This is a genomic window from Streptomyces sp. NPDC059875, from assembly GCF_042731085.1.
Taxonomy (GTDB): Bacteria; Actinomycetota; Actinomycetes; order Streptomycetales; family Streptomycetaceae; genus Streptomyces.
This window is the reverse complement of record NZ_JBHWJZ010000017.1, coordinates 26,318-48,234: the sequence shown is the minus strand read 5'-3', so window position 1 is coordinate 48,234 and position 21,917 is coordinate 26,318. Positions and strand designations below refer to the sequence as shown.

Sequence of the window (21,917 nt, the reverse complement as noted above, 5' to 3'; positions counted from 1 at the left end):
CGTCTTCGGTCGCCCGGGCCCGGAGGTCAGCCTGTCATGAGCGCCAGTCCAGCGGGACCTGCTTGGCCCGGTCCCAGGGTCTCTCCCAGCCCGCGTAGTGGAGCAGCCGGTCGATCACTCCGGCCGTAAAACCCCAGACCAGAGCGGATGCGACGAGGAATGCGGGGCCCTGGTGGCCGCTGGGGTGGGCGGCCGTCGCGCGGTTCGCCGGGTCCGTGAGATCCGCCACGGGGACCGTGAAGACGCGGGCGGTCTCGGCGGGGTCGACCACTCCGACCGGGGTGGGGGTGCGCCACCAGCCGAGGACGGGGGTGACGACGAAGCCGCTGACCGGGATGTAGAGCTGGGGGAGCACGCCGAAGAGCTGGACGCCGGAGGGGTCGAGGCCGGTCTCCTCCTCGGCCTCGCGCAGCGCGGCCCGCAGCAGGCCGCCGTCGGCCGGGTCGCCGTCCTCGGGGTCGAGGGCGCCGCCGGGGAAGGAGGGCTGCCCGGCGTGCGAGCGCAGGGAGCCGGAGCGCTCCATGAGCAGCAGCTCGGGTCCGCGCTCGCCCTCGCCGAAGAGGATGAGGACGGCGGACTGGCGGCCGGCGCCGCTCGCGGGCGGCAGGAAGCGGCTGAGCTGCTCGGGCGCGACGCTGCGGGCGGCCCGGTCGACGGGGGCGAGCCAGTCCGGCAGGCCGTCCCGGCTCAGCAGGCCGCCGGTCCCGACGCCGTGGGTCGTGTCCTCGGTGTGTGCTTCGGTCTCTTCAGTGCGCGTCATAGGCACCCCCGTGGTTCACAACGCGATGGGTGTGTGGGTTCGTTCCCTCATGCGGCTCATTCGGCTCCGGGGGCGACGCCGGGGGCGGGTGGGGCCGGGCGGCCCGGGTAGTTCGGCGGCGGATTGAGGCGCTGGCCGGGAAAGCCGCCCTTCTCGTACTTCAGGAGCTTCGCCGCCTTCTCCGGGTCGGTCTCGCCCTCCCCGTACGCCGGGCAGAGCGGGGCGATCGGACAGGCGCCGCAGGCGGGCTTGCGGGCGTGGCAGATCCGGCGGCCGTGGAAGATCACCCGGTGCGAGAGCATCGTCCACTCGCTCTTGGGGAAGATCTCGGCGACCTCTGCCTCGATCTTGACCGGGTCGTCGCTCTCGGTCCACTTCCAGCGGCGGGCCAGGCGCATGAAGTGGGTGTCGACGGTGATGCCCGGCACGCCGAATGCGTTGCCGAGGACGACGAAGGCGGTCTTGCGGCCCACTCCGGGCAGTTTCACCAGGTCGTCGAGGCGGCCGGGGACCTCGCCCCCGAAGTCGTCGCGGAGGGCCGCGGCGAGGCCCATGATCGACTTGGTCTTGGCGCGGAAGAAGCCGGTGGGCCGGATCACCTCCTCGACCTCCTCGGGGACGGCGGCGGCCAGGTCCTCGGGGGTCGGGTACTTCGCGAAGAGCGCGGGGGTGGTCTGGTTGACCCGCAGGTCGGTGGTCTGGGCGGAGAGGACCGTGGCGACGAGCAGCTCGAAGGGGTTCCGGAAGTCCAGTTCGGGGTGGGCGTACGGATAGACGTCGGCCAGCTCCCGGTTGATCTTCCGGGCCCTGCGGACCATCGCGAGCCGGGATTCCGGTTTCGCGGGTTTCGGAGCGGGCTTCGCAGCTTTCGAAGCACCCTTCGTCGTGGTCTTCGCGGACTTCGCAGCAGCCTTCGTGGGGGCCTTCGCGGGCTTCGCAGCCGCCTTCGGAGCGGCCTTCTCAGTGGCCTTCGTCGGGCGTTTTGCCACATTCGCCCGTTTCGGCGCACCCTGTTCGCCCACAGCGGAATTGCCCTTGGTCGACACTCTCCCAGCCCCCTTGGCCTGCGCTCTCACCGGCGAGTTGGACACCCGGCCAGCCTAAGGGCCACCACCGACATCCGCCCCGGGCACGGCCGATCACGACCCAATCGGGCCCCTGACGTACGGAGAGGTGGTTCGGTACGTCAAACTTGTTGTGATTGATCGCACTGTTTTGTGCGTCCGGCATCATGGGATCAAGGTCCCCTGAGCAGGTCGACATAGGAGAGAACTCGTGGACGACGTTCTGCGGCGCGCCCCGCTCTTCGCGGCGCTCGATGACGAGCAGGCCGCGGAGCTGCGCGCCTCGATGAGTGAAGCGACGCTCGCCCGTGGCGACGCTCTCTTCCACGAGGGCGACCCCGGCGACCGCCTGTACGTGGTGACCGAGGGCAAGGTGAAGCTCCACCGCACCTCCCCCGACGGCCGGGAGAACATGCTGGCCGTCCTCGGCCCCGGCGAGCTGATCGGTGAGCTGTCCCTCTTCGACCCGGGCCCGCGCACCGCCACCGCGACCGCGCTGACCGAGGTCAAGCTGCTGGGCCTGGGCCACGGCGACCTCCAGCCCTGGCTGAACGCCCGCCCCGAGGTGGCCACCGCCCTGCTGCGCGCGGTCGCGCGCCGGCTCCGCAAGACCAACGACCAGATGTCCGACCTGGTCTTCTCCGACGTTCCGGGCCGTGTCGCCCGCGCGCTCCTCGACCTGTCGCGCCGCTTCGGCGTGCAGTCCGAGGAGGGCATCCACGTCGTCCACGACCTGACCCAGGAGGAGCTCGCCCAGCTGGTCGGCGCCTCCCGCGAGACGGTCAACAAGGCCCTGGCCGACTTCGCGCAGCGCGGCTGGCTGCGCCTGGAGGCCCGCGCCGTGATCCTGCTGGACGTGGAGCGCCTCGCGAAGCGCTCGCGGTAGGCACTGCCGTACCTACGCGTACGAAGAAGGCCGCCCGGTCATGGACCGGGCGGCCTTTCTCGTACGGACGTGACTACCGCTTCGTACCGTCCACGATCAGCGGGTTCCCGCTCCCGCCGCCGCACGGAACCGCGTACACCGGGTTCTTCGCCGCGGCCTCCTTGTACGCGTCGATGCACTGGTTCATCAGGACCTTGTCGGTCAGCGAGTCGTTGAGGATCTTGTTGGCGCGGGCGATGCCCTCGGCCTCGATGCGGCGCCGGTCGGCCTCGGCCTTGGCCGTGCGGGACGCCTCGGTGGCGCGCTCGGTCGCCTGCTGCTGCTGGATCTTGCGGTCGATCTGGTCCTGCAGAGCCTTCGAGGGCTTCACATTGCGCAGGTTGACGGTCGTGACGTCGATCCCGCGCGGGGCCAGGCGCTCCTTGATGAGCGTGCCGATCTCGGCGTTGATCTTCTCGCGGTCGGTGGCGTAGCCCTGCTCGCTCGTGTAGCGCGCGAAGACGTTGCGGACGATCTCCCGGCTGTCCGGGTAGACCAGGCGCTGCTGGATGGCCTCCTCGCTGCCCGCGAGCCGGTAGAGCTCGACCGCCTTGGTCGGCGTGACCGCCCACTTCACGGTCACCTCGACCTCCATCACGCCGCCCTGCGAGGAACGGACCTCGACCACGTCCTTGTCGGAGAGGTTCAGGTCGACCGGGCGGGTCGAGAAGGTCGTGACGTCGGTGAACGGCGTCTTGAAGTGCATGCCCGACGTCATCGGCGTGCCCACCTTGCCGAACGCGACCGGGACGCCGACCTCGTACGCGCTGACGACGTAGAGGGTGGAGCCGAGCAGCGAGAAGACACCCGCGATGAGGGCGCCGAGGGCGCCCAGCTTCAGCCCGCGCGTGTCGTTGCTGCGGGCGACGAAGTACAGCACTGCTGCGGCGATGAGCAGCAGGACGGCTATGAAGAACATGCGCATTCCCCCGAGAGCTACGGTCACAAGTAAGCGGAGCGTAAAGCACAGCCCAAAAGATCGAATTCTCGGGGGTGACCGGGGGAGCCGAACGGCCTGAGCCGGGCGGACTGAGCCGAACGGCCGGAGCCGAACAGCCGGGCGGCCGGGGTCAGATCAGTCCGTGCTCCCGCAGGTACTCCAACTGCGCCCGTACGGACAGCTCGGCGGCCGGCCAGAGCGAGCGGTCCACGTCCGCGTACACATGGGCGACGACCTCCGCGGCGGTCCGGTGGCCGCTCTCGACGGCCGTCTCCACCTGGGCGAGCCGGTGCGCGCGGTGCGCGAGGTAGAACTCCACCGCGCCCTGCGCGTCCTCCAGGACCGGCCCGTGGCCCGGCAGCACCGTGTGGACCCCGTCGTCGACCGTGAGCGAGCGCAGCCGGCGCAGCGAGTCCAGATAGTCGCCGAGCCGCCCGTCGGGGTGGGCGACGATCGTCGTGCCCCGTCCGAGGATCGTGTCGCCCGTCAGGACGGCCCGGTCGGCGGGGAGATGGAAGGAGAGCGAGTCCGAGGTGTGGCCGGGCGTCGGCACCACCCGCAGCTCCAGACCGCCGACGGTGATGACGTCTCCGGCGGTGAGTCCCTCGTCGCCGAGCCGCAGTGCCGGGTCCAGGGCCCGTACGTGCGTCCCCGTCAGCTCGGCGAACCGGCCCGCGCCCTCGGCGTGGTCGGGGTGGCCGTGCGTCAGCAGGGTGAGTGCGACCCGCTTGCCGAGCTTCGCCGCGGTCTCGACGACGTGCGTCAGGTGGCCGTCGTCGAGGGGGCCCGGGTCGATGACGACGGCGAGGTCGGAGTCCGGCTCGGAGACGATCCAGGTGTTGGTGCCGTCGAGGGTCATCGCGGACGGATTCGGCGCGAGGACGTTGACGGCGCGGGCGGTCGCGGGGCCCGAGAGCACCCCGCCCCGGGGCTGCCCGGGCAGCGCGGCTGCGTCGCTCATCACGCACCTCCGTCATGCGGAACGGGGCCGGCCGCCGGGCCGACACCCGGGTCTGCACCCGGGCCTGTACCCGGATCTGCTCCCTGGACCCGTCCCGGCCCCGCCTCAGGGGTCTCGGTCCCGGTCGCGCCCGACCGCCCGCCCGTCGGGATGTGCTTGGTGAACTCGTCGTGGCCCGGCCAGCTCAGGATCAGCTCGTCCCCGTCCAGCCGCGCCTGCGCGAGTACGGGAGTCAGGTCCTGGTCCCCGGCCGCGGCCAGCGCCTCGGCGGCCGTGCCGAAGCGTTCGAGGCCCCGCAGGGTCGAGATCGTCGGCGGCATCATCGTCAACTCGCCCCGGTCGTAACCGGCCGCCGCCTCCGCCGGGCGGATCCAGACCGTGCGGTCCGCCTCGGTCGAGGCGTTACGGGTGCGCTGGCCGGCGGGAAGGGCGGCCACGAAGAACCAGGTGTCGTACCGCCGGGGCTCGAACTCCGGCGTGATCCACCGCGCCCACGCACCGAGCAGGTCGGAGCGCAGCACCAGCCCGCGCCGATCGATGAAGTCGGCGAAGGACAGCTCGCGGGCGACCAGCGCCTCACGGTCCTTCTCCCAGTCGTCGCCCGTGGTGTCGCCCACCACGGAGTCGGCGGTCTCCCCGGCGAGCAGCACGCCCGCCTCCTCGTACGTCTCGCGCACGGCCGCGCAGACGATCGCCTGCGCCTCCTCCGTACCCGTGACGCCGAGGCGCTCCGCCCAGCTCTCCAGGGAAGGCCCGGCCCAGCGCACGGGGTGCACGTCGCGCGGATCGACGCCGCCGCCGGGATACGCGTACGCCCCGCCCGCGAAGGCCATGGAGGCGCGACGGCGCAGCATGTGGACGCTCGGCCCCTCGGCGGCGTCGCGCAGCAGCAGGACGGTGGCCGCCCGCTTGGGTGTCGCGGGGGCGAGCTCGCCCGCGGCCAGGGCGCGGATGCGGTCGGGCCATTCCGGTGGGTACCACTGACCATTCGACATGGCCGGATGGTATGCGCAACTACTCGTATGCACGAGAGCCGATTCCCCCTGGGCGGGAGAACCGGCTCTTGACGAACGTACGAACGCAGAGGCGTCAGTCCTGGACGAGCTCCACCTGGACCTCGACCTCGACCGGGGCGTCCAGCGGAAGCACCGCGACACCCACCGCGCTGCGCGCGTGCACGCCCTTGTCGCCGAGGACCGCGCCCAGCAGCTCACTGGCGCCGTTGATGACGCCCGGCTGCCCGGTGAAGTCGGAGGCCGAGGCGACGAAGCCGACGACCTTCACGACCCGCTTGATCCGGTCCAGGTCACCGGCGACCGACTTCACGGCCGCGAGCGCGTTCAGCGCGCAGGTGGCCGCGAGCTCCTTGGCCTCCTCGGCGGTGACCTCGCCGCCGACCTTGCCGGTCAGCTGGAGCTTGCCCGCCACGATCGGGAGCTGGCCCGAGGTGTAGACGTAGACGCCGGACTGCACGGCCGGCTGGTAGGCGGCCAGCGGCGGCACGACCTCCGGCAGGGTCAGGCCCAGCTCGGCGAGCTTCGCCTCGACGGTCCCGTTCGCGGCGCCGCTCATCAGGACTTCTCCCGCTTCAGGTAGGCCACGAGCTGCTCGGGGTTGTTCGGGCCGGGAACGACCTGGACGAGCTCCCACCCGTCCTCGCCCCAGGTGTCCAGAATCTGCTTCGTCGCGTGCACGAGAAGGGGCACGGTCGCGTATTCCCACTTGGTCATGGAGCCGACTGTATCCGCTGCCACAGGCAGCCTCCTGCTTAGCCCGGCGCACCAGTGGTTAGGCTCGAAGGCGTGAGCAGGCTCCAGGTCGTCAGCGGCAAGGGCGGTACCGGTAAGACGACGGTCGCCGCCGCCCTCGCGCTCGCCCTCGCGACGGAGGGCAAGCGGACCCTCCTCGTCGAGGTCGAAGGCAGACAGGGCATCGCACAACTCTTCGAGACGGAGGCCCTTCCGTACGAGGAGCGCAAGATCGCCGTCGCGCCGGGCGGCGGGGAGGTGTTCGCGCTGGCCATCGACGCCGAGCGCGCGCTCCTCGACTACCTCCAGATGTTCTACAAGCTGGGCAGCGCCGGCCGGGCCCTGAAGAAGCTCGGCGCGATCGACTTCGCGACGACCATAGCTCCGGGCGTACGGGACGTCCTGCTGACCGGCAAGGCGTGCGAGGCGGTCCGCCGGCGCGAGAAGCACGGCGGCTACACCTACGACCACGTGGTCATGGACGCGCCCCCGACCGGCCGCATCACCCGCTTCCTCAACGTCAACGACGAGGTGGCGGGGCTGGCCCGGATCGGCCCGATACACAATCAGGCACAGGCCGTGATGCGGGTGCTCAAGTCGCCGGAGACGGCGGTGCACCTGGTCACCCTGCTGGAGGAGATGCCGGTCCAGGAGACCGCGGACGGCATCGCCGAGCTGCGCGCTGCCGAACTTCCGGTGGGCGAGGTCATCGTGAACATGGTCCGTCCGCACGTCCTCGACGAGGCGGCGGTACGGGCCGCCTCCGGCGACCACCGGGACGCGGTCGCCCGGACGCTGGCGTCCGCTGGGATCGCCGGCGGCACGAAGCTGGTCGAGCCGCTCCTTGAGCAGGCGGCCGAGCACGCGCAGCGGGTGGAGCTGGAGCGCGAGCAGCGGGCGGTGCTCGCGGGGCTCGCCGTACCGACGTACGAACTCCCGTTCCTCGGGGACGGGGCGGACATCGCGGGCCTGTACCGGCTGGCGAAGGACCTGCGGAAGCAAGGGGTGGGCGCGTGACGGGTTCGGTGAACGCCTCGGCGAACGGTCTGGACTCCGTACCCGTCCTGCACCTGGACCCGCTCATCGACGACCGGGGCACCCGGATCATCGTCTGCTGCGGCGCGGGTGGCGTCGGCAAGACGACGACGGCGGCGGCGCTGGGCGTACGGGCGGCGGAGCGGGGCAGGAAGGTCGTCGTCCTGACGATCGACCCGGCGCGGCGGCTCGCGCAGTCGATGGGGATCGACTCGCTGGACAACATCCCGCGCAAGGTCGACGGGATCAAGGGCTGGAATTCAGAAGAGGCATCGCGCAGCGATTCGAGCAAGGGTGGTGGTGGGCGACGGGCGGGCGGTGGCGAGCTGCACGCCATGATGCTCGACATGAAGCGGACCTTCGACGAGATCGTCGAGGCGCACGCGGACGCCGAGCGGGCGCGGGCGATCCTGGAGAACCCGTTCTACCAGTCCCTGTCGGCCGGTTTCGCCGGTACGCAGGAGTACATGGCGATGGAGAAGCTCGGGCAGCTGCGGGCGCGCGACGAGTGGGACCTGATCGTCGTCGACACTCCCCCGTCCCGTTCGGCGCTCGACTTCCTGGACGCGCCGAAGCGGCTCGGGTCCTTCCTGGACGGGAAGTTCATCAAGCTGCTGATGGCCCCGGCGAAGATGGGCGGCCGGGCGGGGATGAAGTTCCTCAACGTCGGCATGTCGATGATGACGGGAACCCTGGGGAAGCTGCTGGGGGGTCAGTTCCTGAAGGACGTACAGACCTTCGTGGCCGCGATGGACACGATGTTCGGCGGCTTCCGGACCCGGGCGGACGCGACGTACAAGCTGCTCCAGGCCCCGGGCACGGCGTTCCTCGTGGTGGCCACGCCGGAGCGGGACGCGCTGCGCGAGGCCGCGTACTTCGTGGAGCGGCTGGCCGCCGAGGAGATGCCGCTGGCCGGCCTCGTCCTCAACCGGGTCCATGGCAGCGGCGCCGCCCGGCTGTCGGCCGAGCGGGCGCGGGCCGCCGCGGAAAATCTTGACGAGGGGCGCATTGTGGATCAGGGGGGCGGGAAGACTGGTGTTCGTGGCTCCCTGGCCACGCCCCCCGAGCCGTCAGACACCGCCACCGCCGCCGCACGTTCTTCGCAGGACTCCGCACGACCGTCGCACGACGAGGCTGCCCCCACAGCCGACACCGACCCGCAGGACATTCAGCAGCTGACCGCAGGACTGCTCCGTCTCCATGCCGAGCGGATGCAGGTGCTCGCGCGCGAACAGCACACGCGTGACCGCTTCACGGCGCTCCACCCCGAGGTGGCTGTGGCCGAGGTGGCGGCCCTGCCCGGCGACGTACACGATCTCGCAGGACTGCGGGCCATCGGTGACCGGCTCACGGCCGGACGGATGCCGTCGGCCTGAGCTGCACGAACGCCGGCGGTGGGCTGACCACTGCCGGGTACGTCTGTCTCGAACGCGAGCAGGGACCGGCCCCACTGCCACGTACGTGTGTCTCGAACGCCGGCGGGGCTACCCCACTGCCGCGTACGCCTCGTACGTCGCGTCGTCCTCGATCGCCACGGGCAGCAGGCCCGCTCCCCGCTCGTACTCCGTGCGCGCGGTCTCGAGCAGTCGCCGCCACGAGGTGACGGTCGGCCGCCGACGCAGCAGGGCACGGCGCTCGCGCTCCGTCATACCGCCCCACACACCGAACTCCACGCGGTTGTCCAGGGCGTCGGCCAGGCACTCGGTCCGCACCGGACACCCGGTGCACACCGCCTTCGCCCTGTTCTGTGCCGCTCCCTGTACGAAAAGTTCATCCGGATCGGTAGTGCGGCAGGCCGCCTGCGCACTCCAGTCAGCTACCCAGCCCATACCGGCGCCGTCCTCTCCCGAATCGAGGCTCCCCCACGGCGGTAGCGGCATATTCACCGCTGCCAGTTGGTGACGTTACGGAAGGTGGGCACAGCGCAACACCCCCTTCGGGCCCAATCTTGAATGGCCCGAACGGACTATGCGTACGCGGCAGATCACCCAGGGGAGTGACCGGTGGACATGCGTGTCGAATCCGGCGAACCGGTACAGTTCGCCCGACTGTGACGGAGTCACTTGGGGCGTCGAGTGACGCATGGGGCGGAATCGGGCATGGCTTCCCAGGCTTCGGGGTCAAGGGAATTCATGCCGACGTCACGCCTGGCCTTGATGCAGAACCACACTGCTGTGACAGTTGAGAGCAGCTTAGGCCAAGGCATATACGCCTGTCCGGCGAATCAGAACGTAGCCGCCTCACCGATCGGTCGGCCCCTGGCGGCGAGCGAGGCGCTCCATCGGATGTCACGGTCTGGTACGCGAACGCTCCGAGAAGCCCCCGCTCCTACGGAACGCTCATCACTACGGATTAGGCTGCCCCCCATGGCAAAGAAGCGCTCGGGCGGAGGTCTGACCGGGACCCAGCAGGCCGCCAAGTTCCTCGGTGTCAGTGTGCTCTCCGGAGCCGTGCTGGCGGGCATCGCCCTGCCCGCGGCCGGAGCACTGGGGCTGGCCGCCAAGGGGACGGTCGAGGGATTCGACGAAATCCCGTCCAACCTGAAGACTCCGCCGCTGAGTCAGCGGACCACCATCCTCGACTCCGAGGGCGGCCACCTCGCCACCGTGTACTCGCGCGACCGGAAGGTCGTGCCGCTGGAGAAGATCTCCCCGTACATGCAGAAGGCGATCGTCGCGATCGAGGACTCCCGCTTCTACGAGCACGGGGCGATCGACCTCAAGGGCGTGCTCCGCGCGATCAACCGCAACGCCCAGTCGGGCGGCGTGGCCCAGGGCGCGTCGACGCTCACGCAGCAGTACGTGAAGAACGTCTTCGTCGAGGAGGCCGGTGACGACCCCGAGAAGGTCGCCCAGGCCACCCAGCAGACCATCGGCCGCAAGGTGCGCGAACTGAAGTACGCGATCCAGGTCGAGGAGGAGCTGGGGAAGAAGAAGATCCTCGAGAACTACCTGAACATCACGTTCTTCGGCCAGCAGGCCTACGGCATCGAGGCGGCGTCCCAGCGCTACTTCTCCAAGCGCGCCGCCGACCTGAAGCTGGAGGAGGCCGCCATGATGGCCGGCCTCGTCCAGTCGCCGAGCCGCTACGACCCGGTCAACGACATCGAGGAAGCCACCAAGCGCCGCAACGTGGTCCTCCAGCGCATGGCCGACGTGAAGGACATCAGCCAGGCGGAGGCGGACCGGGCGAAGGCGGCCCCGATCAAGCTGAGGGTGAAGACCCCGAAGAACGGCTGCATCACCGCCGTCGACGGCGCCGGCTTCTTCTGCGACTACGTCCGCAAGACGATCCTCACCGACCCGGTCTTCGGCAAGACGGTCGAGGAGCGGCAGAAGCTGTGGAACCTGGGCGGCCTCACCATCCGGACCACGCTCGACCCGCGCGCCCAGGAGGCCGCCAACGAGGCGGCCGTCGCGAAGATCAGCGAGGACGACAAGGTCGCCGCCTCGGTGGTCCAGGTCCAGCCGGGCAGCGGCAAGATCCTCTCGATGGGCCAGTCCCGCCCGTACGGCCTGGACCAGAAGCAGCACCAGACCACGCTCAACCTGGCCGTCGGCAGCAAGATGGGCGGCACGACCTACGGCTTCCAGGTCGGTTCGACGTTCAAGCCGATCACGGCCGCGGCGGCCCTGGAGAAGGGGCTGAGCCCGGCGCAGAGCTTCTCCTCCGGGTACGAGATCACGGTGCCGGAGAACTCGTACACGCGCTGCGACGGCAAGCCGGCGGGGTACGCCGACTGGAAGGTCGGCAACGAGCTCAAGTCCGAGACCGGCACCTGGGACATGACGAGCGCGCTCGGCAAGTCCATCAACACCTACTTTGCCAAGCTGGAGCAGATGGCCGGTCTGTGCGAGACGGTGCAGATGGCGAAGAAGGTCGGGTACGAGCGGGAGCTGGGCAGGAAGGTCAAGGAGAGCCCGTCGATCACGCTCGGCTCGATCGAGGCCACCCCGCTCGACATGGCGGCGGTGTACGCGACCTTCGCCAACCGCGGCACGTACTGCACCCCGATCGCCATCGAGTCGATCAAGACGGCGAACGGTGAGCGCCTGAACGTGCCCCAGACGGAGTGCTCGCGTGCGATGACCGAGCGCACGGCGGACACCATCAACCAGATGCTGAAGGGCGTCGTCGAGGACGGCACCGGTACGAAGGCGGGTCTGAGCGATCGCGACAACGCCGGCAAGACGGGTACGACGAACGACCGCAAGGACGCCTGGTTCGTCGGGTACACCCCGAACCTCTCCACGGCGGTGTGGGTCGGTGACGACGTCGGCGAGAAGCAGTCGATGTACGACATCACCATCGGCGGCCAGTACTACGACAAGGTCTGCGGTGGCTGCCTCCCGGGCCCGATCTGGAAGATCGCGATGACCGGGGCGCTGAACGCATCCGAGACGCCGTCCTTCGCCCCCATCTCCGTACCGCGCGGCGAGAAGCCGGAGGACAAGGAGAAGGACAAGGGCAAGCCCCGCGACGGCAACAAGCCGGGCGACGGGGACGAGGGCGACAGCCCCTTCCCCGGCGGGATCACGATCCCGCCGGACCTGATCGGCGGCGGTCAGGGCCGCGGAGGGAACGGCGGCGGCAACGGCCGCTAGCACCGCGGTGACGACATGACTGAGGGCGCCTCCCGTACGGCGGGAGGCGCCCTCAGTCGTCCGTACGGGAACTCAGCCCGCGAGCAGCTTCTTCACGACGGCCGCCACGCGCCCGCCCTCCGCCTGGCCCGCGACCTTGGGGTTCACGATCTTCATGACGGCGCCCATGGCGCGCGGGCCCTCGGCGCCGGCGCCCTTGGCCTCGGCGACGGCGGCCGCGACGATCTGCTCCAGCTCGTCGTCGCCGAGCTGCTTCGGCAGGTACGCGTCGAGGAGCACGCCCTCGGCCTTCTCCCGCTCGGCCGACTCGGCGCGACCTCCCTGGGCGAAGGCCTCCGCGGCCTCGCGGCGCTTCTTCGCCTCCTTGGCGATCACCTTCTGCACCTCGTCGTCGGAGAGCTCGCGCTTGGTCGTGCCCGAGACCTCCTCCTTGGTGATCGCGGTGAGGGTGAGCCGCAGCGTCGAGGAGCGCAGCTCGTCGCGCTCCCTGATGGCGGCGTTGAGGTCGTCCTGAAGCTTGGCCTTGAGCGTGGTCATGCCCCAAGTGTGTCAGGTGCCCCGCCCTACCCGCCCGCGCATTTCCCTCCATCGGGTCTGCGACGATGGGGGGATGCGCGCACGGTACGGGATCCCCCTGAAGATCACGGCAGGTCTTACGGCGACGGCGGCGGCCGGGCTGGTCTACGCGGCGGGCTTCGAGGCCCGCTCGTTCCGGCTGCGCCGGGTGACCATTCCCGTACTCCCGCGCGGGATGCAGGATCTGCGGGTCCTTCAGGTCTCCGACATCCACATGGTGTGCGGCCAGCGCAAGAAGCGGGCGTGGCTGCAGTCGCTGGCGGGGCTGCGCCCTGACTTCGTCGTCAACACCGGCGACAACCTCTCGGACACGGACGCGGTCCCGGAGGTCCTGGACGCGCTCGGCCCGCTGATGGAGTTCCCCGGCGTGTACGTCTTCGGCTCCAACGACTACTACGGGCCGCGGCTGCGCAACCCCGCCCGTTATCTGAAGGAGAAGGCCCATGGCCGCCACGGCCTCAACGGCAACCCGCCGGTGGTGGGCGCGGTGCACAACCCGTGGGAGGGGATGCGGGACGCCTTCGACGAGGCGGGCTGGCTGAACCTGACCAACACCCGTGGCCGGCTGAAGCTGCCCGGCCTGGAGCTGGCCTTCACCGGCCTGGACGACCCGCACATCAAGCGGGACCGGTACGAGCGGGTGGCGGGTGGCCCGGACCTGTCGGCGGACTTCTCGATGGCCGTGGTGCACGCCCCGTATCTGCGGACGCTCGACGCCTTCACGGCGGACGGCTACGGGCTCATCCTGGCGGGCCACACGCACGGCGGTCAGCTGTGCGTCCCCTTCTACGGCGCGCTGGTGACCAACTGCGACCTGGACACGGACCGGGTGAAGGGCCTCTCCACGCACACCGTGGAGGGCCGGACCTCCTTCCTGCACGTCTCGGCGGGCTGCGGCACGAACCGGTTCACCCCGGTACGGTTCGCCTGCCCGCCGGAGGCCACGCTGCTGACGCTGACCGCGCGCGACTGAGGCATTCGGCCCTTCGGGGTGGGCGCATGCCCTCGGTCCGGCGATCGTGGTCCTGGACCGCATCCGACCTGCGGCGCGGGGCCGCGAAAACCGGATTTCGTCTCCGGGCGCGGGTGGGCTAAAGTAATCGATGTCGCCGCGACGTGAAGCACAGAGCAGCGACATCGGGGTGTAGCGCAGCTTGGCAGCGCGCTTCGTTCGGGACGAAGAGGTCGTGGGTTCAAATCCCGCCACCCCGACAGCTGAAACACCAGGTCAGGGGCCTGATCCGCGAGAGCGGGTCGGGCCCCTGAGTGGTTTCCGGGGATCCGCTGGGCAGCCGGGGTGTGTGCGGGAAGTCGATCAAGCGGCTCTACCCTGATACGGCATCGGTGCCGGACGGCGGAGTACGGCGACGCGTGCTTCCCGTCAGGTTGTCGACCGTCGAAAGGCTGGGTCTCAGGTGCTGGTCGCGGACCGATATCGGCTCCACTCGTGTGTCGGGCGTGGCGGTATGGGCGAGGTGTGGCAGGCCACCGACGAGGTGCTCGGGCGGTCCGTGGCCGTGAAGCTGATGCTCGGGCACGGGACCGATCCCTCGGCGGCCGATCGGTTCCGGCTGGAGGCGCAGACGGCGGCGCGGCTGAGTCATCCGCACGTCGTGGGGGTCTTCGACTTCGGTACGTGGGACGGAAAGCTGTACCTCGTCATGGAGTTGGTGGACGGGGAGAGCCTCGCCGGGGACACCCGGGCACCGCGCGTGCTGCCCGCGGAGCGGGTGGCCGTCGTCGCCGCCCATGCCGCCGCCGGGCTGGCCGCCGCGCACCGGGAGGGGGTCGTGCACCGGGACATCAAGCCCGGGAACCTGCTGGTCGACGGGGACGGGACGGTGAAGCTCGCGGACTTCGGCATCGCCCGCTTCGTCGACGATCCGTCCGCCGGGCTCACCACCACGGGGCAGATCGTCGGCACCGGCCTCTACCTCGCCCCCGAGCGGGCTCTCGGCCGGCCCGCGTCGCCGGCCTCGGACGTGTACTCGCTCGGCTGCGTGCTCTACCAACTCCTCACCGGGCGGCCTCCGTTCCAGGGCGACACGGCGACCGCCCTGCTGTACCAGCACATCGATACGCCGCCCGCTCCGCCCCGGCAGCTCGGGGTGGGGCTGCCGGCCGCGTTCGAGGCGTACCTCCTGACGCTGCTGGCCAAGGAGCCGGAGCAGAGACCGCCCGCCCAGGCGATCGCGGACTGGTTCGCCTCGGGTGCCTGGCGGGGTCACCCCCAGCCGCAGCCGCAGCCGCACCCGCACCCGCACCATCACGCGCAGGCCCGCCACACGCCGCCGTCGCCGCGTCCGCAGCCCCGGCCGGTACCCCGCGCGGCGCCCCGGTCTCAGCCCCGGCCTCAGACCCGGTCCCAGGCCCGGTCCCAGGCCGCGCGCCGGAGCGAAGGCGGTCTCGCCGCCCTCTCCCGGCGCCGTCCCAGGAAGACCGCCGCCGTGGCCGGCGGCATAGCCTTCGTGGTCTTTCTGCTCATCGGCATGGCCTGGCTGTCCTAGGCCTCAGCGAGGCCCGGCTCCGCGACCTCGCCCGCCGTACCGCCTGAGCCCCCGGCTCACTGCCCGCGGCCCCGAACGGGGCCCGCCAGGTGGCCCGGCGCGCCCCGGTCCGTTCCCCTGGGGACATGCACCCCCTTCAGACAGCCGCCGAAGCGGCGGCCACCGTTCCCGCCGACGTCGTCTCCGACTCCGGCCCGTCCGCCCTCGCTCTCGGCCTCGGCGCCGCCGCGCTCGCCGGCGCCATCGGCACCGCCGTCGTCCGCAACCGTCTGTCGAAGACGATCAACGGACCAGCCAGGCAAGCACCCCCAACAGGATCAGCGTCAGACAGATCCCGAGGTTGACCACCTTGTACTGGAGGAAGACCGCGACGAACTCGCGGATGGTCGCGCTCGGCCAGAAGTAGGCCGCGGTCGGAGAGCCGACCACCTGGCCGTTCACCCCCACCCGACGGGCCGTCAACGCCGCCCGGAAGGCGTGGAAGTTGTTGGTCACGATCACGCACTCCGCGCCCGGGGCGGCCTCCTCCATCAGCTCCCTGCTGAACAGCATGTTCTCCTCGGTCGTCCGCGAGCGGTCCTCGCGCACGATCCGGTCCTCCGGGAAACCGCGCTCCACGAGGTACTGCGCCATCGCGTGCGACTCGGGCAGCTCCTCGTCCGGGCCCTGGCCCCCGGACGTGATCAGGACCGGCGGCCGCTCGCCACGCGCGGCGAGCGACTCGTACACCTCACGCCCGCGCTCCAGCCTGCTCGCGAGCAGCGGCGGCACGCGCCGCCCGCCGATGAGCCCCGAGCCGAGGACGACCACGAAGTCCGCGTCACGGCGCAGCCGCATCCGCCCGTAGAGGAACGCGTACCCGATGAAGCAGAGGAAGAGGAAGGAGACATAGCCGAGGACCAGCAGCGTCGTGCCGACGATCAGGCCCAGGGTCCACGAGTGGGTGACCACCGCCGCCACCATCAGAGCCATCACACCGAACATGCCGAGCCCGGCGAGGAGCGAGAGCAGATTGGCGGGGCGTCTGCCCTCCTTGCGGACCATCTTCACGCCGTTCGCGCAGAGCAGGCCCGCCAGGACGACCGGGCCGAGGCCGAGCACGAGCAGCCCGACGATCATCACCGACTCGGCCACACCCGGCGGCGCCTCGTCGATCTCCGCGAGCAGCCCGAGGCCGAGGAAGGTGACGGCGAGCCCCAGGTACACGGCGTTGCCGAAGCGCCGGCGATCGCGCAGCACGCCGGCACCGAAGAACGTCAGAAAGACGGCGGCCACGCCGAAAGCGATCATTTGGTCATCGTAGACAGACCCACCGACAGCGCCCCGCGCAGCGCCCGGTCGCTGCGCTGCCGGCCCGGGGCGCAGAACTGCGCTGTGCGGTACGACTCGTCGAAGGCGGAGGCCCGCAACAGGTCGACGGCCCCGAGCAGATGGGCCGCGGCCAGGGGCCGACCGTTCAGGATCCGTAGCTGGGCGAGGAGTTCGGCGGCGCAGGACGCGCCCACGACGCAGCCGAGCCGGAGGTGGGTGCGCAGGGCGCGCGTGGCATGCCGCGCCGCGCGGGCCAGATCGCCTTCCCAGCCCTGGACCGGGCGGCCGGCCGGCGCTGCGCGTCACGGGGACGGCCCTGTCCCTGCGCGTCCGCAAGCTGGGCGCGCAGGTCCTGGGCTCCGACGGCCGCCGCATCCACCACGTACGGCCGAACGTCCGCGGGACGCCTTGAGCGCGTGCATCAGCGGGATGCGCGGCCGGCCCGGGAGGTTATCCACAGGTTGAGGACGATGCGAACGGATTGTCGGCGGATCGGAGCATCATGGGGGCCATGACTGAGACCAACGAGATCACAGACAGCCCGACCGGTTCGTCCGGCCCGAGCGGCACGGGCGGCCCGTCGCCGGAGATCCCGGCCTGGGAGCAGCGGTTCCGGGCGCCGCGCGTGTCCCTGCCCGAGTGGGCCGAGGAGGCACCGGACCGTTCGCTGTTCGTGTCCAACGCGACGGGGACGTACGAGCTGTACGCCTGGGACCGGGCGACCGGCGCGCAGCGGCAGGTCACGGACCGGCCGAACGGGACGACGGACGGCACGCTGTCCCCGGACGGGCAGTGGATCTGGTGGTTCTCGGACAAGGACGGGGACGAGTTCGGGGTGTGGATGCGCCAGCCCTTCGGCGGCGGCGCGGACGAGCCCGCGGTGCCCGGGCTCGCGCCCTCGTACCCGGCGGGGCTTGCGATCGGCCGTGACGGCACGGTGGTCGTCGGCCGCTCGACGGACGAGGAGGGGTCGACGGTCCATCTCGTACGCTCCGGTGCGGAGCCGGTGGAGGTCTACCGGCACCGGGAGTCGGCCGGGGTGGGCGATCTGTCCCACGACGGCTCCCTGATCGCGATCGAGCACACCGAGCACGGCGACGCCATGCACTCGGCGCTGCGGGTGCTGCGCGCCAAGGACTCCTCGGTGGTGGCCGAGCTGGACGATTCCAAGGGCGGTACGGAGGAGCTGGGCCTGGCGGTGCTGGGCTTCGCACCGGTGGACGGCGACACCCGGCTGCTCGTCGGCCACCAGCGGCGGGGCCGCTGGGAGCCGCTGCTGTGGGACGTGGCGACGGGCAAGGAGACCGACCTCCGGCTGGACCTGCCGGGCGATGTGTCGGCGGAGTGGTACGCGGACGGCACCGGCCTGCTGATCGTGCACAGCTTCGAGGCGCGCAGCGAGCTGTGGCGGTACGACATCGCGACCGGCGCGCTGGTGCGGGTGGAGACCCCGGCCGGTTCGGTGTCGGAGGCCACGACCCGCCCGGACGGCAGCGTGGAGTATCTGTGGTCCTCGGCCGCGCAGCCGCCGGTGGTGCGCTCGACGGGCGGCGCGGTCGTGCTCGACCCTCCGGGCGCGAAGGCGCCCGGCTCGGTGCCGGTGGAGGACGTGTGGGTGGAGGGGCCCGGCGGCCGGATCCACGCCCTCGTGCAGCGCCCCGCCGAGGGCGAGGGACCGTTCCCGACGATCTTCGAGGTGCACGGCGGCCCGGCCTGGCACGACAGCGACGCCTTCGCCTCGGGCCCGGCGGCCTGGCTCGACCACGGCTACGCGGTGGTCCGGGTCAACTACCGGGGCTCGACGGGCTACGGCCGGGAGTGGACGGACGCGCTCAAGCACCGGGTCGGCCTGATCGAGCTGGAGGACGTCGCCGCGGTCCGTGAGTGGGCGGTCGCCTCGGGTCTCGCCGACCCGGCGAAGCTGGTCCTGTCCGGCGGCTCGTGGGGCGGGTATCTGACGCTGCTCGGGCTCGGCACACAGCCGGGCGCCTGGTCGGTGGGGCTCGCCGCCGTCCCGGTCGCGGACTATGTGACGGCGTACGAGGACGAGATGGAGGCCCTGAAGGCGCTGGACCGGACGCTGTTCGGCGGCTCGCCCGAGGAGGTGCCGGACCGGTTCGAGGTCTCGTCCCCGCTGACGTACGTGGACGAGGTCACGGCTCCGGTCTACATCTCGGCGGGCGTGAACGACCCGCGCTGCCCGATCCGGCAGATCGACAACTACGTGGACCGGCTGGCGGCCCGGGGCGCGGTGCACGAGGTGTACCGGTACGACGCGGGGCACGGCTCCCTGGTGGTGGAGGAGCGGATCAAGCAGGTCCGCCTGGAGCTCGCCTTCGCCGCGCGTCACCTGGGGACCCGGCCGGTCGGGGGGTGAGGCGGCTGCGTACCGTGGAGGGGTGTACCGGTTCCTGAAAACGCCCCGCTGGTGGGGGATCAACGTCTTCGTCCTGCTGGCGATCCCGTTCTGTCTGTTCATGGGGACCTGGCAGATGGGCAAGTTCGAGGACCGCGTCGACTCCCATCGGGAGGCGGAGCGGGCCCCGGACCCGGGCACCCTGAGGACCGAGCCGCTGGACGAGCTGCTGCCGGTGGACAAGGAGACCTCGGGTCGGCACGCGGAGGCGAGCGGCCGGTACGGGGAGCAGTTCCTGGTGCCGGACCGTGAGCTGGACGGCCGCCGCGGCAGCTATGTGCTGACGATGCTGAAGACGGACGGCGGCAAGTCGCTGCCGGTGGTACGGGGCTGGCTGCCGGCCGGCGCGCAGGCGCCGGCCCCGCCGTCCGGCGAGGTCACCGTGGTGGGCGCCCTCCAGGCGTCCGAGAACGCGGGGACGAAGGGCGTCCACGCGGCGGGCGGGCTCCCGGAGGGCCAGCTCGGCATGATCAGCGCGGGCTCCCTGATCAACCTGGTGTCCGACGAGGTCTACGACGCGTGGGTCACGGTCGTGGACTCCCCCGCCGGACTGACACCGGTCCCGGCGGCGGCCGCGGCGGGCACGTCGCTGGACCTGAAGGCGTTCCAGAACCTCGGCTACACGGCGGAGTGGTTCGTCTTCGCCGGCTTCGTGGTCTTCATGTGGTTCCGCCTCCTGCGCCGCGAGGTGGAGGCCCGGCAGGACGAGGCGCTGGGCCTCACGTCCTAGGGCCCGTCCGGCGGATCAGGGTCGGGCAGGCCCTAGGACGCGTCGAGCACGCCGGTGCGGTAGATCGTGCCCGCGCAGGCGTTCGGGATGGTCGTCGCCGCCTGCGGGGCGCCCGGCTCCGCGGTGTGGCTGACCGCGACGCTGCCGTCCGCCGGCGTCCCGTCGGTGCCGAGCTGCGGAGTCGCGCCCTCCGCGGTGGTGGTGCCGTCGCCGGTCGACCCCGTGGCCCCCGCCGACGTACCGCCGGCGCCGTCCGTCGAGGTGCTCGGGTCCGGCGAGGGGGGCGTGGTCGGGCAGGTCTCCGTGGGGACCCAGGCGAACTTCACCTCGTAGGCGTTGTCCGGCTTCAGGACCAGCGTGGGCGACTCCTGCGAGGGGTCGGGAAGGCCGCTCGCCGCGTCGCCGGGCGTGTGCGCCACGACCGTGATCTTGGAGCTGTCGGCCGCTCCCTGGGCCTGGAAGCCGACGCTGCCGCCACCGCTCACCACGCAGTCCTTGCCGGAGACGTTGGCGATGCGGAACGTGCCGTAGACCTTGCCCTCGGCGTCGGGTCCGCCCGCCTGTACCGAGCTGACGCCCAGCTGTCCGGCCTCACACACCGGCGAGGAGTCCGGCTGGGAGTCCGTCGGCGGCTTCGAACCGGTGCCTTCGCCGCCCGTTTCTCCGGTCGCGGACTGCGCGGGCTTGCCCGCCCCCTCGGCCGCGCCCTGGCTCGGGCTCGCGGCTCCGGTCGGGGTGCCCATGCCCTGCTGGCCGCCCTCGACACCGGTCTCGGATCCGGTGCCGGTGCCGCCCTGGGCCTGCTCGCCGTGCCCGGCGTTCACGGCTTTGTCGGCGCTGATGCCGCCGGAGCTCGCGACGTGGACGAAGGCGGGGACGGCCGTGCCGATCAGCACCGCGGCCGCCGCGAAGCCGACGATCGCCTGGCGCTTGCGGGTGCGCCGCACGGGCACCGCACGGCGCAGGTGGTCCAGGGCGCCCTCGGAGGGCTGGAGGTCCGCCACGGCGCCGTGGAGCAGTCGCCGCAGCGCCAGTTCGTCGCCCGCGAAGGGATCGTCCCCCGAGAAGAGGTCGTCGCCCCCGAGGCTCCCACCAGCGGCCCGGCCGTCGCCGCCCCGCCCGTTGTCAGGCGCGGGCGCATCGGCACGCGCTCCGAAGTCACGCGGTCCGTCGTTGTCCGGCCCGTTCACAATCCTGTGTCCCATGTCGTCGCGACCCTTGTCGGGCAGCCCGCTCGTCGCGTCGGAGCCCTCACGATCGTGGCCCTTGCCGTCGGAGCTCATGCCGTCGCCTCCATCGCGACGCGCAGCGCCGCGATGCCACGCGAGCCGTACGCCTTCACCGAGCCCAGGGATATGCCGAGCGTCTCGGCGACCTGCGCCTCCGTCATGTCCGCGAAGTATCGCAGTACCAGCACCTCGCGCTGCCGCCGTTGCAGCCCGCGCATCGCCTTGATGAGCGCGTCCCGCTCCAGCTGGTCGTAGGCGCCCTCCTCCGCGCTCGCCATGTCCGGCATCGGCTTGGACAGCAGCTTGAGCCCGAGGATGCGGCGGCGCAGCGCGGAACGGGACAGGTTGACGACCGTCTGCCGCAGGTAGGCCAGCGTCTTCTCGGGGTCCCGGACGCGGTTGCGGGCGGAGTGGACGCGGATGAACGCCTCCTGGACCACGTCCTCGCAGGAGGCCGTGTCGTCGAGGAGCAGCGCGGCGAGGCCGAGGAGCGAGCGGTAGTGCGCCCGGTAGGTCTCGGTCAGGTGATCGACGGTGGTGCCCGCGGCCACGATGCCTTCAGCGCTCTCGCGCGGTGCGGGGATGCCGGTCACACCGGATGTCCGGGTCCTGGTGGACGCGGAAGTCGACACGGGAGCGGGCACGGGGGTGATCACCGGCATGCCGCCGGCCGGACGCGGACGCCTGAGCGGGCGCACCGCGGTGCCGCGTACGGGGATCGCGATCGCGCCCCGCACGGGGACGACTGCCGCGCCACGGAGCGGGACGACCGCTGCGATGTCGAGTACCTCTGCCACGCCTGTTGGACACGCTTCCCCCCGTCAGGGTTGTACGAGCACGCCACCGTTCTTGACGATGAGTCAATTGCCATCATGCGTACCCGATCATCCCCAATGCCCCGTTTTCACAGCACCTCACGCGACACGCCACCAGGGCGCACGCAGAGACGCCCCCCACCCAACTACCGGTTGCAGCAAGAGGGAAGAGCATCGTCGAACATGGCGTCACCCCAGTTCAAGGGGCATCTCACGCCGACTTGCTCACAAGGCGTTCACAGATCCTACAAAGCTGACCGGTCGGCCGTCGCCGATTTCCGGACGCTCGTGGACAC

21 protein-coding genes and 1 tRNA gene are annotated in these 21,917 nt (G+C 71.2%); 9 read left to right on the top strand and 13 right to left on the bottom strand.

Annotated features, from left to right (window positions below; genetic code table 11):
- Nucleotides 1–34: 34 nt before the first annotated feature.
- Nucleotides 35–760: an NUDIX hydrolase gene (locus tag ACFV9D_RS21435; RefSeq protein ID WP_385148321.1), complete on the bottom strand. Its 726-nt coding sequence runs from the start codon at nt 758–760 to the stop codon at nt 35–37.
- A gap of 56 nt (nt 761–816) precedes the next feature.
- The gene (nth, locus tag ACFV9D_RS21430; protein WP_385148318.1) at nt 817–1,851 is read right to left on the bottom strand and encodes an endonuclease III; all 1,035 of its coding nucleotides are present in this window, start codon (nt 1,849–1,851) and stop codon (nt 817–819) included.
- A gap of 184 nt (nt 1,852–2,035) precedes the next feature.
- Here nth and ACFV9D_RS21425 point away from each other — a divergent pair, with 184 nt between their 5' ends.
- On the top strand, nt 2,036–2,710 hold the full coding sequence (locus ACFV9D_RS21425) for a Crp/Fnr family transcriptional regulator (RefSeq protein ID WP_015034542.1): 675 nt from the start codon (nt 2,036–2,038) through the stop codon (nt 2,708–2,710).
- A 73-nt stretch (nt 2,711–2,783) separates the two neighbouring features.
- On the opposite strand, the gene ACFV9D_RS21420 is transcribed toward ACFV9D_RS21425, so the two are convergent.
- The 5 genes from ACFV9D_RS21420 to ACFV9D_RS21400 all read right to left on the bottom strand — a co-directional run bounded on the left by ACFV9D_RS21420 (nt 2,784) and on the right by ACFV9D_RS21400 (nt 6,380).
- Nucleotides 2,784–3,668 carry an SPFH domain-containing protein gene (locus tag ACFV9D_RS21420; RefSeq protein ID WP_385148315.1) on the bottom strand — a complete coding sequence of 295 codons (885 nt, stop codon included), beginning with the start codon at nt 3,666–3,668 and terminating at the stop codon, nt 2,784–2,786.
- 151 nt (nt 3,669–3,819) lie between these two features.
- Nucleotides 3,820–4,650, bottom strand: a complete 831-nt coding sequence (locus ACFV9D_RS21415) for an MBL fold metallo-hydrolase (RefSeq protein ID WP_385148312.1) — start codon at nt 4,648–4,650, stop codon at nt 3,820–3,822.
- Nucleotides 4,650–5,645: an NUDIX hydrolase gene (locus tag ACFV9D_RS21410; RefSeq protein WP_385148309.1), complete on the bottom strand. Its 996-nt coding sequence runs from the start codon at nt 5,643–5,645 to the stop codon at nt 4,650–4,652. Before ACFV9D_RS21410 ends, ACFV9D_RS21415 begins: the two co-directional genes overlap by 1 nt.
- A gap of 94 nt (nt 5,646–5,739) precedes the next feature.
- Nucleotides 5,740–6,222, bottom strand: coding sequence for a RidA family protein (locus ACFV9D_RS21405; RefSeq protein ID WP_385148306.1), 483 nt, complete (start codon nt 6,220–6,222; stop codon nt 5,740–5,742).
- The gene (locus ACFV9D_RS21400) at nt 6,222–6,380 is read right to left on the bottom strand and encodes a DUF4177 domain-containing protein (RefSeq protein WP_017947820.1); all 159 of its coding nucleotides are present in this window, start codon (nt 6,378–6,380) and stop codon (nt 6,222–6,224) included. The genes ACFV9D_RS21405 and ACFV9D_RS21400 overlap by 1 nt, the downstream gene beginning before the upstream one ends.
- Before the next feature lie 72 nt (nt 6,381–6,452).
- Between ACFV9D_RS21400 and ACFV9D_RS21395 the strand changes: the two genes are divergently transcribed.
- Nucleotides 6,453–7,415: an ArsA family ATPase gene (locus tag ACFV9D_RS21395; RefSeq protein WP_385148303.1), complete on the top strand. Its 963-nt coding sequence runs from the start codon at nt 6,453–6,455 to the stop codon at nt 7,413–7,415.
- Nucleotides 7,412–8,809 (top strand): ArsA family ATPase, encoded by a 1,398-nt coding sequence (locus ACFV9D_RS21390; RefSeq protein ID WP_385148300.1) that lies wholly within the window; start codon nt 7,412–7,414, stop codon nt 8,807–8,809. Before ACFV9D_RS21395 ends, ACFV9D_RS21390 begins: the two co-directional genes overlap by 4 nt.
- Nucleotides 8,810–8,917: 108 nt before the next feature.
- Here the strand turns inward: ACFV9D_RS21390 and ACFV9D_RS21385 are convergent, their stop codons facing one another.
- Nucleotides 8,918–9,262 (bottom strand): WhiB family transcriptional regulator, encoded by a 345-nt coding sequence (locus ACFV9D_RS21385; protein WP_015034550.1) that lies wholly within the window; start codon nt 9,260–9,262, stop codon nt 8,918–8,920.
- Between the two features lie 537 nt (nt 9,263–9,799).
- Here ACFV9D_RS21385 and ACFV9D_RS21380 point away from each other — a divergent pair.
- Nucleotides 9,800–12,037, top strand: coding sequence for a transglycosylase domain-containing protein (locus tag ACFV9D_RS21380; RefSeq protein WP_385148297.1), 2,238 nt, complete (start codon nt 9,800–9,802; stop codon nt 12,035–12,037).
- Between the two features lie 72 nt (nt 12,038–12,109).
- On the opposite strand, the gene ACFV9D_RS21375 is transcribed toward ACFV9D_RS21380, so the two are convergent.
- Complete coding sequence (locus ACFV9D_RS21375) at nt 12,110–12,574, bottom strand: GatB/YqeY domain-containing protein (protein ID WP_385148294.1); 465 nt, start codon at nt 12,572–12,574, stop codon at nt 12,110–12,112.
- A 73-nt stretch (nt 12,575–12,647) separates the two neighbouring features.
- Here ACFV9D_RS21375 and ACFV9D_RS21370 point away from each other — a divergent pair, with 73 nt between their 5' ends.
- The 3 genes from ACFV9D_RS21370 (at nt 12,648) to ACFV9D_RS21360 (ending at nt 15,120) form a co-directional block, all read left to right on the top strand.
- Entirely contained in the window at nt 12,648–13,586 is a 939-nt protein-coding gene (locus tag ACFV9D_RS21370; protein WP_385148291.1) for a metallophosphoesterase, read from the top strand.
- A gap of 165 nt (nt 13,587–13,751) precedes the next feature.
- Nucleotides 13,752–13,825: transfer RNA gene (locus tag ACFV9D_RS21365), tRNA-Pro, on the top strand.
- 203 nt (nt 13,826–14,028) lie between these two features.
- Complete coding sequence (locus ACFV9D_RS21360) at nt 14,029–15,120, top strand: serine/threonine-protein kinase (protein ID WP_385148288.1); 1,092 nt, start codon at nt 14,029–14,031, stop codon at nt 15,118–15,120.
- Between the two features lie 282 nt (nt 15,121–15,402).
- On the opposite strand, the gene ACFV9D_RS21355 is transcribed toward ACFV9D_RS21360, so the two are convergent.
- The gene (locus ACFV9D_RS21355) at nt 15,403–16,410 is read right to left on the bottom strand and encodes a YdcF family protein (RefSeq protein ID WP_385148285.1); all 1,008 of its coding nucleotides are present in this window, start codon (nt 16,408–16,410) and stop codon (nt 15,403–15,405) included.
- The gene (locus tag ACFV9D_RS21350) at nt 16,407–16,625 is read right to left on the bottom strand and encodes a hypothetical protein (RefSeq protein ID WP_385148282.1); all 219 of its coding nucleotides are present in this window, start codon (nt 16,623–16,625) and stop codon (nt 16,407–16,409) included. The genes ACFV9D_RS21355 and ACFV9D_RS21350 overlap by 4 nt, the downstream gene beginning before the upstream one ends.
- Nucleotides 16,626–16,933: 308 nt before the next feature.
- Here ACFV9D_RS21350 and ACFV9D_RS21345 point away from each other — a divergent pair, with 308 nt between their 5' ends.
- The gene (locus tag ACFV9D_RS21345; protein ID WP_385148279.1) at nt 16,934–18,808 is read left to right on the top strand and encodes a prolyl oligopeptidase family serine peptidase; all 1,875 of its coding nucleotides are present in this window, start codon (nt 16,934–16,936) and stop codon (nt 18,806–18,808) included.
- Nucleotides 18,809–18,830: 22 nt separating this feature from the next.
- Nucleotides 18,831–19,577 carry an SURF1 family protein gene (locus ACFV9D_RS21340; protein WP_385148276.1) on the top strand — a complete coding sequence of 249 codons (747 nt, stop codon included), beginning with the start codon at nt 18,831–18,833 and terminating at the stop codon, nt 19,575–19,577.
- Between the two features lie 32 nt (nt 19,578–19,609).
- On the opposite strand, the gene ACFV9D_RS21335 is transcribed toward ACFV9D_RS21340, so the two are convergent.
- Together ACFV9D_RS21335 and ACFV9D_RS21330 are read right to left on the bottom strand one after the other, a co-directional pair.
- Nucleotides 19,610–20,860, bottom strand: a complete 1,251-nt coding sequence (locus ACFV9D_RS21335) for a hypothetical protein (protein ID WP_385148273.1) — start codon at nt 20,858–20,860, stop codon at nt 19,610–19,612.
- On the bottom strand, nt 20,857–21,468 hold the full coding sequence (locus ACFV9D_RS21330; RefSeq protein ID WP_385148652.1) for a SigE family RNA polymerase sigma factor: 612 nt from the start codon (nt 21,466–21,468) through the stop codon (nt 20,857–20,859). The genes ACFV9D_RS21335 and ACFV9D_RS21330 overlap by 4 nt, the downstream gene beginning before the upstream one ends.
- Nucleotides 21,469–21,917: the final 449 nt, after the last annotated feature.

Excerpts from the sequence above, each read along its gene's own strand:
- ACFV9D_RS21435 (WP_385148321.1), bottom strand. The coding sequence starts at position 760 with ATGACGCGCACTGAAGAGACCGAAGCACACACCGAGGACACGACCCAC.
- ACFV9D_RS21420 (WP_385148315.1), bottom strand. The coding sequence starts at position 3,668 with ATGTTCTTCATAGCCGTCCTGCTGCTCATCGCCGCAGCAGTGCTGTAC.
- ACFV9D_RS21415 (WP_385148312.1), bottom strand. The coding sequence starts at position 4,650 with ATGAGCGACGCAGCCGCGCTGCCCGGGCAGCCCCGGGGCGGGGTGCTC.
- ACFV9D_RS21410 (WP_385148309.1), bottom strand. The coding sequence starts at position 5,645 with ATGTCGAATGGTCAGTGGTACCCACCGGAATGGCCCGACCGCATCCGC.
- ACFV9D_RS21405 (WP_385148306.1), bottom strand. The coding sequence starts at position 6,222 with ATGAGCGGCGCCGCGAACGGGACCGTCGAGGCGAAGCTCGCCGAGCTG.
- ACFV9D_RS21400 (WP_017947820.1), bottom strand. The coding sequence starts at position 6,380 with ATGACCAAGTGGGAATACGCGACCGTGCCCCTTCTCGTGCACGCGACG.
- ACFV9D_RS21385 (WP_015034550.1), bottom strand. The coding sequence starts at position 9,262 with ATGGGCTGGGTAGCTGACTGGAGTGCGCAGGCGGCCTGCCGCACTACC.
- ACFV9D_RS21380 (WP_385148297.1), top strand. The coding sequence starts at position 9,800 with ATGGCAAAGAAGCGCTCGGGCGGAGGTCTGACCGGGACCCAGCAGGCC.
- ACFV9D_RS21375 (WP_385148294.1), bottom strand. The coding sequence starts at position 12,574 with ATGACCACGCTCAAGGCCAAGCTTCAGGACGACCTCAACGCCGCCATC.
- ACFV9D_RS21370 (WP_385148291.1), top strand. The coding sequence starts at position 12,648 with ATGCGCGCACGGTACGGGATCCCCCTGAAGATCACGGCAGGTCTTACG.
- ACFV9D_RS21355 (WP_385148285.1), bottom strand. The coding sequence starts at position 16,410 with ATGATCGCTTTCGGCGTGGCCGCCGTCTTTCTGACGTTCTTCGGTGCC.
- ACFV9D_RS21345 (WP_385148279.1), top strand. The coding sequence starts at position 16,934 with ATGGGGGCCATGACTGAGACCAACGAGATCACAGACAGCCCGACCGGT.
- ACFV9D_RS21335 (WP_385148273.1), bottom strand. The coding sequence starts at position 20,860 with ATGAGCTCCGACGGCAAGGGCCACGATCGTGAGGGCTCCGACGCGACG.
- ACFV9D_RS21330 (WP_385148652.1), bottom strand. The coding sequence starts at position 21,468 with ATGCCGGTGATCACCCCCGTGCCCGCTCCCGTGTCGACTTCCGCGTCC.